This is a genomic window from Bacillus sp. AY2-1, assembly GCF_008368965.1.
GTDB classification, from domain to species: Bacteria; Bacillota; Bacilli; order Bacillales; family Bacillaceae_G; genus Bacillus_A; species Bacillus_A thuringiensis_S.
In genome coordinates this window covers 1-11,318 of the sequence record NZ_QPEL01000127.1, presented here as the reverse complement: position 1 = coordinate 11,318, position 11,318 = coordinate 1, and the positions used below count along the sequence as shown (strand labels likewise).

Below are 11,318 nucleotides of genomic sequence, written 5' to 3'. Positions count from 1 at the left end.
AAAGCACTCTTTCGAGTGCTTTTTCTACTACTTCTTAAAAAATTATGCTTTTCCACTCTTAAAACATATTGTAAATAAATTATATTAACTACCCAAATTGAAATTGTATAAAGTTATAAAATGTAATTATATTTAAAGAAATCTAGTTATAATTAACAAAGGAATTTTATATGAGTTAGTGTTAGCTAGCCTCTCTCTAAAATTTTATCAGGGTATTTATTTAGAGAAATATTGAATACTTCTTTAAGAATTTGCTGATATTCGTCTTCATTTATAGTTCGTTTGCTTTTTTTACCTTTCCTTGTTTCCGTAAAACTTTTTTTAGTAAGTGAAATATGTCCATCTTCAATTAATTTGCAGACAATGTATCCTTTATTAAAAGGTGATTCGGGGTGCTCCACAATAATATTTTGTATAGCATTTACTTTGTTAGAATCAATTTCATTTAATGAAAACGCAAACCCAGTACACCATGTATTAGTAGGTTCAGAATTAAGGAATTGAGCACTCTCCCCATTTTCTCCTTTTTTCATTTCAAGTAGGTAAGTTCCTTTTTCAGTATTCTGTTTACGAATACGATATTTTCCCGTTTGAGATGAGACGACTTCACCGCTAAATGGAACTGGGTGCAATGGAAGATGTGAGGCAAGTCCCCCATCTACAATGTATTTTTGATTATTATAATTTAAAATAATAATTACATGTCCATCATCAGGTTTCCATTTATCACCACCTAAATCGTAGACTGTACCAGATATGCGATAGACATCAAATCCACAATCAAGTAAAAAATAATATAATAGTGTATTAAGCTCGTAACATAGTCCCCCGCGTTGAGCTAGTAGTAATTTTTCTTGAACATTTTTTCTAGTAATTTTCCGGACATTTTTTTCCATAACGTCTAAATTTTCATAAGGTATTACATATGCCATTTGCTGAAGAATTTCATGTAAATTTTCAAAGTTTACATCTTTTTTCGGAGTTATCTGTAGCCGTGAGAAAAAATTTTTTTGCAAATCAGTTAACATTGTATATAACCTCCCATTTATAGAAAATTTAACCATTACAAATAATGATACAATAAATAAATATATAATCAAGTGTAATAAAATCAAATCATGTTATTTTATGGATTGTTTTTCCATAAGAAGCCTCACCATATCAAAAAAATGAAAATTGTAAGCTTAGACATAATTCAGGCAAACTTTCATCTTCTATTGATATTCTTCTTATTTACAGAGCAATTAACTTTTGCTAGCTACTTTTTTATTTTCTGGACAAATATACTTATTTATCCCTTTTCTTATATAGTATCTTTAATAATCATCTATGAAAAAGGCGAAAACAATACTATTGGTTTTATCTACCCTTGTTGTTCAATACAGCAATGGTATCCCTGATAGAGTTTTATATTACTTAAATATGAGGTTAAAAATTAATTTTAAAAGAAAAGAGAACCCATATAGGCTCTCTTTCCTTGGCATACTTACAACATAGGGAATGTTGAGACAACTCTTTCAAAACTTTATTAGGGGAAAGTTTTAAAAAATGTACTCACAGTTATTTTTACATATATGGAATATAAAGTAAATTGATATAAAATTTTCTAATCATTTGTAATTTTCTGCAAGTTATTGTAACCCTTGTCCTACAAGAAGGTACTACCATATTGCTATTAAGCTAAAAAAAATACCCCAAAACAAAAAAACGTCTTCCTTCTATCTAAATGGAGATGAAATACAGACCATGTCCTATTTTTCAGGGGTAAAATGAGGAATAAATTTGTACATAACAAGTACGTTAATGATAGTAAGAGCTTTCTCATTTACAGTACCTGTAGCATGTGGAGATAATGGTGACCCAAAGGAATATACTGAAGTAAATTTTGAAGATGCAAAAGGCGGTAACACAAAACATGCATTTTGTAAAAAATAAGCTTTTCTTTCTGTAGAATTATCGGAAAGGGTAACGTTATTTTAGGATTACAATTTCGCTTTAGTTAAATACCGATGGGTAAAGAAGCCCTATAAAAAATTTAATATTATAATCAAAATAAAAGAATCCCTTATAATAAGGGATTCTTTTGTTTTGATTATATAGTTACCTATTTTCAATTTCCAAGTAGCCAATTTATATAGTATATTTATGGGTTACCTAGGATAAATTATAATATTATTTGAAATTAGTTTTCCTATAGGCTGTGTATGAGCGGCATCTTTGTATAATTGAACTATAATAACTGTAGTTTCTTTTTCGCGAACATTACCTATTTTTAGTTGTTTTATTGGAGTTTTTGAAGAAAAACTTCCAACAGTTGTATCATGTGCTACAGACTCTAGGCCTCTATCTGTTAAAGCCGCATCATAATACATTTTACTACAATTTCCTTCTGCCTCTAACTGCATGCCTACGGTTTTATTATTGGACTTATATTCAGTTTGATCAGTATTCACCCTAGCTTTACAATTGTTACCTGCAGCTGTCACTTTATACCATCCTCCCGATGCAGCTTCAGCATTTCCAGATGTAATGAAAATACAACCAAACATAAAACTCAATCCCATTAAAACTTTCATATAATGTTTCATAAATTTACCCTCTTTCTATTTATTTATATAAACATTAGCATATCAATTCGACATTTGGTTATATTCCCTATATTTATCAATTGCTTACAGAAAATTGCGTTAATGGTAGTGTTTCTTTGTTGTTGTAACTGCTTTATGTAGTGACAACAACAAAAAACACTAACTTCGTGCGTTATCAAGACCTAAATCCATAAAAAACCTAAAATATAAAAATCCTAACATATTATATATGACTAATAAGTTAGGATCTTTTATTTTTGTTAATAAGTTTTGAAACTAAATTTGAATAGTGTTTCTTTCTATTTGGGTAGGGTTTCATTATCCTTTTGATGTTGCAATAGGAGCTTTAATAGGATGTGTTTCAGCGTTATTTTCGTATTGGTTAGTATCGAAGTTTTCTTTTAACAAGCAATTACCTACTCTATATGAAAGAGTAGAGAAACACGCTTAACCATCCAAAAACAAATCAAAGGGATTTTGAGTATACAAGTATAAAAGTTAGCGTGAAAGCTCTAGATGCTGACAACCTATATATGGAATGTATTCATGTTACAGCAGCTGCTTTCTTAGCACATATGCTGAAAGCTCACGCATAATCTCTTACTCTTAAGCTGATGGGCATGTATGGTGACCCCTAACAAAAGAATTAACTAAAACAAACAATTCTTTTCATTAAGAGAAAAAATACAGTTTTATATTAAGACCAAGCCCATTAATCTTCATTTAATGTTGAAATCTTCTACTCATTAACTTTTTCAATTTCATCTGTTATTGACCATACATTACTTCTTTCAGCGTTTGCCATATGTACTTTAACTTTGTCACTTACATTAAATTTCTGTCCTTGTGTCAAATAAACCGTAACATCACGTTTACTTCCATCTTTTCCAGTATATTGAACATTCACATAATCAGATTCTTCTGTTCCATATTTAAACTTATCTAATTTTGTAATATGTCCTATTTCATATTCATATGCAAAAACATGTTCTAAATACCTTCCCTGATGCAATGTATCAGTACCTTGAACTTTTTCAACAGACTTTGCAACCATAAATTCAGTGAAATTACGCATCATTTTACCAGTAGCTTTTACTTGATCACCAACTTTTATATTAGGTGTAGAGTTTAAATAAATACTAATAGGCTCTGAATACATTGTTGATTCAACAGAGATAACATTATTAGAAATCTCAACTACACGCCCCTCAATTGTTGATAGATTTGATTCAATAGAAGCTGCACTCGCTTTTGTTGCTTCTAATCCTGGTAAATTTGTACCTGCAAGAGCTGCAATTCCTAATGCACCCGCTAAAATAACTTTTTTCATACCCATTTTATAACATCTCCATTCTTGTTGTATTTAAATGTACACTTAGGTCTAATAAAATACTTAATTTATTATATCGTTCAACCTGTAATCATTATAGTTACGTCGAGGATAATTATCAACTATGAATATAATGTAATTTTTCATAATTTTATATTTGTACATTAGTATTAAGAGTTATAAAAACCCAATGTAAACTTTTTATTATTTATTGTATAAATAGCATGAAATTAAAAGTGTATTAAGGTGAAAAAAGGTATTTTTTTAAACAAAAAGCTTAGTTTTGAACTGCACCCCAATTGTTAGACACAGTCTAACAATTGGGGTGCAGTTCATTTTTACTAGGCTTTTTGTTTAACTTATTTATATTCTATATGGGTTAACACCAACATGATACGAATTTCATAGACTAAGAAGTTAGTGAAACACTTTCTATATCTTCACAACTTATGAATGTATAAATAGTAGACTCTGGTGTTATAGAGCCTTCTTCTTCCAATATAACTAAACAAAGAGTTTGATTTAATCCCAGAAAAGTAGCAGGTCCAATAATTTGTCCAGATCTAGTTGTAATTGTAACGACAGTTCCTATTGGCCAAGAAGTAAATAAAAAACAAGCTATGCCCGTACAATTTGCCATTTTTGTCCCTCCGAAATTTTAATATATATGTTTATGATGTAGATATCTTTAATGTATGTATTAAAATACTAAAACGTTTGGACAAATAGAGAAAGGACACCCTAAAGCGTTCCTCTGACCTGAAATACGCACGATACTTTTAATAATAAATACATAACAAATCCTAAAGTAAAACATTTATTAAAAAGCTTTACATTTTAATACTTTTTAAAAATTCAACGTATAATGCTATGAGCATTTACAACATAGTCTTGGTCGACAAAAAGAAAAACCAAAGCAATTGTTGTGGTTTTTCTTAATGATACTGTGAAAGTAAACTAATATTCAAAAGCTTACTTTTGAATATTGTATTATTACTGGATAAGTAGTTTAGAGTTTCTTGTCCTATGTTCAAAAAGTTTAGACTTTCTTGTCCCTTTATTGAGACATGAAAGTACCTACAAAATTTATGATAATGGCTATTTATCAACGATTGTTCATGAAATTTTAGTTTAGATTTTTATGTCTTTCTACAGTTGTAGAAATGTACAAAGACATGAAAATGGATATTTCTATACCTATCATTGTTTTTGGACAAGAAAAGTTGATGCTTCCAAACAGCTAGATAACTGAGTTAAAGAATTCTTAGCGACATTTTGGCTCATCCATACACATAAAGCGACTAAATCTTTTGATTGATATTTACTGGTTCTTTTTACAAAACCAACATCTCTAGCAAGATTCCTTAAGGTATTTAGAGATAAAAAAACTTGAATTTCTTGAGCAAATAGTTGTAATTCGTCAGACACAGAAACAGACATAAAAAACACCATCCTTTCCTATATTCTACAGAAAGAATAGCGTATTTTTTCATTTTATAGGGTATTTTGTTTTGTTAGCTTGATAGCGATGTGGGGTGATCCCTCAATATGTAGAATAACATTTTATAATTATTAGATTTGTATTATACAAAATAAAAATACTCTCTTTTTAGCACATTATTCTAAAGTATTGCTACTAAAAATATTTATAATCTCTCCCATTTTTCATAACCGTTCCCTTCATACTTTACAAAAATAACACCATTTATAAAATAGATGAATACAGTAAAAAGATACTATGATTTTTGACGTTTTAGGAGGAGAAGATGAAAGCTGTTATTCTTGCTGGTGGATATGGTACTAGAATTGGGGAAGAAACAGATTTAAAACCAAAACCTATGATTGAAATTGGCACAAAACCTATTCTTTGGCATATTATGAGCCTCTTCAGTCACCATGGTATTACGGAATTTATTATTTGTTTAGGTTATAAAGGTTATGTAATTAAAGAATTTTTTCTTAATTACAACTTACACATGTCAGATTTCACAATCCAATTATGTGACAACACAATAACTAGTCATTCACATCATGTAGAACCTTGGAAAGTCACACTTATTGATACAGGACAAAAAACAGAAACTGGTGGACGCATTAAAAGGATACAAAAATACGTTGGGGACGAACCTTTTTTGCTTACTTATGGCGATGGAGTGAGCAATGTAAATCTACAAGAACTCATCAAATTTCATAAACAACACGGAAAAATGGCTACTGTAACCGCTGTTCAACCTCCCGGTAGATTTGGTTCTCTTATATTAAATGAGCAATCCGTTTTAGCATTTAAAGAACAGCCTTTAGGCGATGGCGGTTGGGTTAATGGTGGATTCTTTGTTCTAAACCATGAAATTTTCAATTATATTAGCGGTGATACTTGTGTTTTTGAAACTGATACTTTAGTTCAGCTAGTAAACAAACAAGAGCTTACTGCATATCAACATACAGGCTTTTGGCATCCTATGGACACACTACGTGACAAGAAAAAATTAGTGGAATTATAGGAAAGCAATCATGCTCCATGGAAGGTTTGGTAATATGATATGGTTACTACATCTTTTTGGCATAAAAAAAAGGTATTTATTACCGGACATACAGGATTTAAAGGAACTTGGCTTACACTTTTTTTAACTTCTTTAGGTGCAGAAGTAATTGGATACTCTTCTCACCCTCCATCAACTCCATACCTTTTTGAACAGTCTAACGCAGCAAAAGAATGTCATTCTGTAACCGGAGATATTACAGAGTATCCTCCCTTATTAAAAACAATCACGCATTATCAACCAGAAATTATTTTCCATTTAGCTGCTCAGCCGTTAGTTACAACTTCATATAACAATCCTATTGAGACATTTAAAACAAATGTTTTAGGGACTGTTCACGTATTAGAAGCAGCAAAGCACACGGAAAGTGTACGTGTCATTATTAACGTTACAAGTGATAAATGCTATGAAAATAATGGCACTGGAAATCGACCCTTTCATGAAAAGGATCGTCTTGGAGGACATGACCCATACAGCGCCAGTAAAGCTTGTGCAGAACTAGTCGCAACCTCTTATTATAAGTTCTTCTTTAACTCAAACAGTATTTCTATTCCAAAATTAGCTTCCGTAAGAGCTGGTAATGTCATTGATGGCGGAGATTGGGCAGAAAATCGTCTGTTTCCGGATATTATTCGAGCTTATATCCACACCAATCATTTAAGTATTAGAAATCCAGGCTTAATTCGCCCTTGGCAAGATGTATTAGATCCTCTAAATGGTTATGTACGATTAGCTGAAAAACTTTGGAAAGATGCCAAATATGCAGCAGCATGGAATTTTGGACTAATCAATCAACCTCATATAACAGTAAATGCATTAATGCAAACAATAATGAAGCTATGGGATGAAAAATTGACACTACTCACTCCTACTACTAACATTCCTTACGAATCTCCTATTTTAACACTCAATAGTACGAAATCGGTAAAAGACTTAGAATGGCTTCCAAAATTATCAATTAAAAAATCCATCGCTTGGACTGTTGACTGGTATCTAAAATATATATCCGGTGAAAACATGGCATGGTTCACGCGACAACAAATCAATGCATTTTAAAAAATTATAAAGGGGTTATAAAAATGTCGCATAAAAAATGTCGTTTCTGTCATTCATTACTGACAGATACTTTTTTAAATTTAGGTGTTTCCCCTCTCGCTAATTCATTTGTAGCTCCAGAAAACTTATATAAAATGGAACCTTTCTATCCATTGCATACGTTTGTTTGTAACAATTGCTTACTTGTACAACTAGATGAATTCGAATCACCACAAAATATTTTTCATGACTATTTATACTTTAGTTCTTATTCATCTAGTTGGCTATTGCATGCGAAACAATACGTAGATATGGCAATTAAACGTTTCAGCTTAACCTCTCATTCGCAAGTTATTGAAATCGCGAGCAATGATGGTTACTTATTACAATACTTTCAACAAGGAAACATTCGTACATTAGGAGTAGAACCAGCAAAAAATGTCGCGGAAGTCGCTATTCAAAAAGGAATTCCTACAAAAATAAGCTTTTTCAGTGATAATTTAGCAAAACAGTTACGAGAGGAAAATCTACAGGCTGATTTAATTGTCGCTAATAACGTATTAGCTCACGTTCCTAACTTACACGATTTTATTGCCGGCTTAAAAACATTATTAAAGCCTGATGGTGTAATCACAATTGAATTCCCACATATATTAAACCTCATATCCTCTAAACAATTTGATACGATCTATCATGAACACTTTTCTTACTTCTCACTTCTATGTATTCAAAAGATTTTATTACACCATAACTTACAAGTTATAGACGTAGAAGAACTTTCTACACATGGCGGCTCCTTACGATTATTTATAAAGCATTTAAATAAAAATATAACAATCAGTTCAAACGTTACGAAATTAATTCAAAAAGAAACAGATCATGAACTGCATAAATTAGATTGCTATCTTCTTTTTTCTAAACAAGTAGAACAATTGAAATTAGATATTCTGAAATTTTTCATTGAGGCAAAATCTTCAAATAAACAAATTATCGGCTATGGCGCTCCAGCTAAAGGAAATACTCTTTTAAATTTTTGCGGGATTGGAAAAGAATTTCTTCCTTATACAGTAGATAAAAACCCTCATAAGCAAGGTTTTCACTTACCAGGAACTCGCATTCCAGTTAAATCCCCTGATAAAATTAGACAAACAAAACCTGATTATCTTCTCATCTTACCTTGGAATTTAAAAGAAGAAATTATGGAGGAATGCTCCTTCATTCATGAATGGGGCGGGAAATTTTTAATTGTTATTCCGAAAGTAGAAGTGATCGAAGCATGAAGAAGATCCTTGTAACAGGAGGAAATGGCTGGATTGGTAAATACGTAGTAAGTTCATTAATACAAATGGGCTATGAAGTACACGCCACTTATAATAGAAATAAACCTTCTCACATTTTATGTCATTGGCATAAAGTAAACTTACTCAATAATGATGAAGTAAAAAAACTTATTCATCACATTAAAGCATCTCACCTCATTCATTTAGCGTGGGAAGCAGTTCCACCAAAATGTTATGAGTCCATCAATAACTATTATTGGCTACAATCGAGCATCTCATTAATTCAGCAGTTTGTAGCGCATGGTGGTCAGAGAATTGTCGTAGCTGGTACAGGTGCAGAGTACGAATGGATTAACGGTATATTATCTGAAGATTCTTCACTCCTTTCCTATAAAAATCCGTATTCATTATGTAAAAACACGTTACGCTGTTGGCTACAATCTTATTCTGAGCAAACAGGACTCAGCATGTGCTGGGGAAGAATTTTTCATTTATACGGACCTTACGAACATGGTAATCGCCTTATTTCTAATATTATTACTTCATTATTAAAAAATAAGGAGGCTTTATGTACACATGGGAAACAACATCGAGACTTCCTCCATGTAAGCGATGTTGCAGATGCTCTTATTTCATTATTAAACAGTGATGTAATAGGTACTGTAAATGTCGCCTCTGGTCATTCTATTCAAATTAAAGAACTAGCCTCTATTATCGCAAAAAGAATAGGGAAAGAACATTTAATCAAATTAGGTGCTATTCCCTTCCCTAATAATGAACCTTTGTTTGTTGGCGCGAATGTTCTACGGCTAAAAAATGAAGTACATTGGGAACCAAAATACGATATATATACAGGAATCGAAGCAACTATTTTGTGGTGGGAAACATTTTTTAAGAATTCAAATTAGTACTTTATAAAAAAGCATAGCCATATGCATCACTTAAACGTAGATCTTGTGTACCTGCTGCTAATTCTCTATACTATTTCTCTAATATTTCTGGCGTAATAACATGATGTGTCCCCATCCCTGCAGCTTTACTATCTTCAGAAAGCGTTGAACCAATCTGTAATTTTCTCTTTCGTATCGCATCATTCCAAGGACTAAATCCAAACCATAAAATACAAGCAAGAGGTGGATAATTGGTACATTCATGCGCGGTTAAATGCCTGCCAACCGTATAACTTCCATGTTCATGATTATGAATAAATCTGCCTCTTCTCCATAATCTCCAATTTTCTGGTAAGTAGCCATGAAATCGTTGTTTCATTAATGGTATCGTATATATCAGTTCTGAATAATTATAGTTTGGATCTTCTACCATTATAAGACCTTCTAACCAGTACATCCTTCCTCCTAAATTAGTAAGAGACTCCCAGAATGTTTCTTTATCTTGCACACAAAGAAACTCAGTCGTATTTAAAATCATCTTCCACCCTTCCACCTCTTGTTCAACTTCCATCACTTCACGATCAGTTGCTAACGCGTCGAATTCTGGATTTGCTGAATTTCGAACTTCCCAATGCGGCGCAAATTGTTTGCAAATTTCAACAGAGCGATCTGTTGACCCTTTATTAATCAAAATACCGTGATCAAATAGTTTCGTATGATGCATGAGCCACCAAGGCAATAAATACTCTTCATTATAAAAATGAGAAATAACAGTTGTAGTAATGAAAATTCCCTCCCTTTCCTCTATCAATCTATTTCATATAAGTTTTCACCTCACAACTAATATACTATGATGGTAGGTAAGGTTTTGATGTGTATAAGTTGCGATGATTCTGGTGCAAACATAATTTATTAGAAATTTAGAACCCCAATATCCTTAGATCGATAGAACATCATGTATATCAAGCCATAAATCAACATTTGCAATTTAATTCTTCATTTTAATCCCACGGATTTACTTTTAAACACTATATTAGAATAATTATATCAGAATTTTCTCTTCTACATACATATATAAGTTTTGAGTATTATGGAAGAGTAATTAAAAGACTTACTCTTTTCTATTGGAATTCCCAATGTGGTTGTGGATGATATATCATTACTAGTATCGGAGCAATGAGGTCCTACTGGTGCAACGGGCCCTATATAAAAATGATTAACAGCCGTCAATCATTTTTATATAGCAAATACTAATGATAATACTGTATCTGTGATAGCGTTGTAAATGCTATAGAATTAACCATCCCTAAATTAAACTATTGAACTACCCCCACTTTCACTTCGTTTAGAAGTGAGGGATTCCTAAGTAAAGAGTTCTATCGAACTCTAATTGATTAGGCTAACCCCGCAGTCCTTGCGGTTAGAAGCTTTATCGCTTCATTCTTTAGATTGATACTTGCGTTAATATCCCTATCATGGTGTGTACGACAAGAAGGACAGTCCCATTCACGTAGGTTTAGATTTTTAACGTCTTTATTTTGATATCCACAGCAAGAACATAATTGGCTGGAAGCAAATGTTTTCGATACGACAATGACTTGTTTGCCATACCATTTTGCTTTGTATTCTAACATTGATCGAAATTGCAACCAAGA

The 11,318-nt window shown here is 31.9% G+C and carries 10 protein-coding genes and 3 pseudogenes; 6 read left to right on the top strand and 7 right to left on the bottom strand.

The features are described 5' to 3' along the window. Positions 1–185: 185 nt before the first annotated feature. The gene (locus tag DN403_RS24265; RefSeq protein WP_149185829.1) at positions 186–1,028 is read right to left on the bottom strand and encodes an arylamine N-acetyltransferase family protein; all 843 of its coding nucleotides are present in this window, start codon (positions 1,026–1,028) and stop codon (positions 186–188) included. 754 nt (positions 1,029–1,782) lie between these two features. Between DN403_RS24265 and DN403_RS31325 the strand changes: the two genes are divergently transcribed. Continuing rightward, positions 1,783–1,935, top strand: coding sequence for a hypothetical protein (locus tag DN403_RS31325; protein WP_179958947.1), 153 nt, complete (start codon positions 1,783–1,785; stop codon positions 1,933–1,935). A 215-nt stretch (positions 1,936–2,150) separates the two neighbouring features. Here DN403_RS31325 and DN403_RS24260 read toward each other — a convergent pair whose 3' ends face one another. Continuing rightward, positions 2,151–2,588 (bottom strand): hypothetical protein, encoded by a 438-nt coding sequence (locus tag DN403_RS24260; protein WP_000683725.1) that lies wholly within the window; start codon positions 2,586–2,588, stop codon positions 2,151–2,153. Positions 2,589–2,889: 301 nt separating this feature from the next. Here DN403_RS24260 and DN403_RS24255 point away from each other — a divergent pair. Next, positions 2,890–3,039 (top strand): annotated as a pseudogene (locus DN403_RS24255) (undecaprenyl-diphosphatase); the annotation flags it as partial. A gap of 288 nt (positions 3,040–3,327) precedes the next feature. Here the strand turns inward: DN403_RS24255 and DN403_RS24250 are convergent. From DN403_RS24250 to DN403_RS24240, 3 genes and pseudogenes are all read right to left on the bottom strand, one after another. Further along, positions 3,328–3,924 carry a hypothetical protein gene (locus tag DN403_RS24250; protein WP_149185828.1) on the bottom strand — a complete coding sequence of 199 codons (597 nt, stop codon included), beginning with the start codon at positions 3,922–3,924 and terminating at the stop codon, positions 3,328–3,330. Positions 3,925–4,327: 403 nt separating this feature from the next. Beyond that, positions 4,328–4,558 (bottom strand): CGEA protein, encoded by a 231-nt coding sequence (locus DN403_RS24245; protein WP_149185827.1) that lies wholly within the window; start codon positions 4,556–4,558, stop codon positions 4,328–4,330. Between the two features lie 581 nt (positions 4,559–5,139). Further along, positions 5,140–5,358, bottom strand: a pseudogene (locus DN403_RS24240) (IS4 family transposase); the annotation flags it as partial. A 326-nt stretch (positions 5,359–5,684) separates the two neighbouring features. Here DN403_RS24240 and rfbF point away from each other — a divergent pair. From rfbF to DN403_RS24220, 4 genes are read left to right on the top strand one after another with little or no spacing between them, the layout of a single operon-like run. Then, positions 5,685–6,419 (top strand): glucose-1-phosphate cytidylyltransferase, encoded by a 735-nt coding sequence (gene rfbF / locus DN403_RS24235; protein ID WP_149185826.1) that lies wholly within the window; start codon positions 5,685–5,687, stop codon positions 6,417–6,419. 39 nt (positions 6,420–6,458) lie between these two features. Continuing rightward, on the top strand, positions 6,459–7,514 hold the full coding sequence (rfbG, locus tag DN403_RS24230) for a CDP-glucose 4,6-dehydratase (protein ID WP_149185825.1): 1,056 nt from the start codon (positions 6,459–6,461) through the stop codon (positions 7,512–7,514). A gap of 23 nt (positions 7,515–7,537) precedes the next feature. Next, the gene (locus DN403_RS24225) at positions 7,538–8,773 is read left to right on the top strand and encodes a class I SAM-dependent methyltransferase (protein ID WP_149185824.1); all 1,236 of its coding nucleotides are present in this window, start codon (positions 7,538–7,540) and stop codon (positions 8,771–8,773) included. Next, a complete protein-coding gene (locus DN403_RS24220) occupies positions 8,770–9,681 on the top strand; it encodes an NAD-dependent epimerase/dehydratase family protein (RefSeq protein WP_149185823.1) in 912 nt (303 codons plus the stop codon). The genes DN403_RS24225 and DN403_RS24220 overlap by 4 nt, the downstream gene beginning before the upstream one ends. Before the next feature lie 4 nt (positions 9,682–9,685). Here DN403_RS24220 and DN403_RS24215 read toward each other — a convergent pair. Both DN403_RS24215 and DN403_RS24210 read right to left on the bottom strand, forming a co-directional pair. After that, positions 9,686–10,447: pseudogene (locus DN403_RS24215) on the bottom strand (glycosyltransferase family 2 protein). Between the two features lie 610 nt (positions 10,448–11,057). Continuing rightward, on the bottom strand, positions 11,058–11,318 hold a 261-nt coding region (locus tag DN403_RS24210), incomplete at its 5' end, for a zinc ribbon domain-containing protein (RefSeq protein WP_149185822.1).

Coding starts and splice junctions, on each gene's coding strand:
- DN403_RS24265 (WP_149185829.1), bottom strand. CDS start 1,028: ATGTTAACTGATTTGCAAAAAAATTTTTTCTCACGGCTACAGATAACT.
- DN403_RS24260 (WP_000683725.1), bottom strand. CDS start 2,588: ATGAAACATTATATGAAAGTTTTAATGGGATTGAGTTTTATGTTTGGT.
- DN403_RS24250 (WP_149185828.1), bottom strand. CDS start 3,924: ATGGGTATGAAAAAAGTTATTTTAGCGGGTGCATTAGGAATTGCAGCT.
- DN403_RS24245 (WP_149185827.1), bottom strand. CDS start 4,558: ATGGCAAATTGTACGGGCATAGCTTGTTTTTTATTTACTTCTTGGCCA.
- rfbF (WP_149185826.1), top strand. CDS start 5,685: ATGAAAGCTGTTATTCTTGCTGGTGGATATGGTACTAGAATTGGGGAA.
- rfbG (WP_149185825.1), top strand. CDS start 6,459: ATGGTTACTACATCTTTTTGGCATAAAAAAAAGGTATTTATTACCGGA.
- DN403_RS24225 (WP_149185824.1), top strand. CDS start 7,538: ATGTCGCATAAAAAATGTCGTTTCTGTCATTCATTACTGACAGATACT.
- DN403_RS24220 (WP_149185823.1), top strand. CDS start 8,770: ATGAAGAAGATCCTTGTAACAGGAGGAAATGGCTGGATTGGTAAATAC.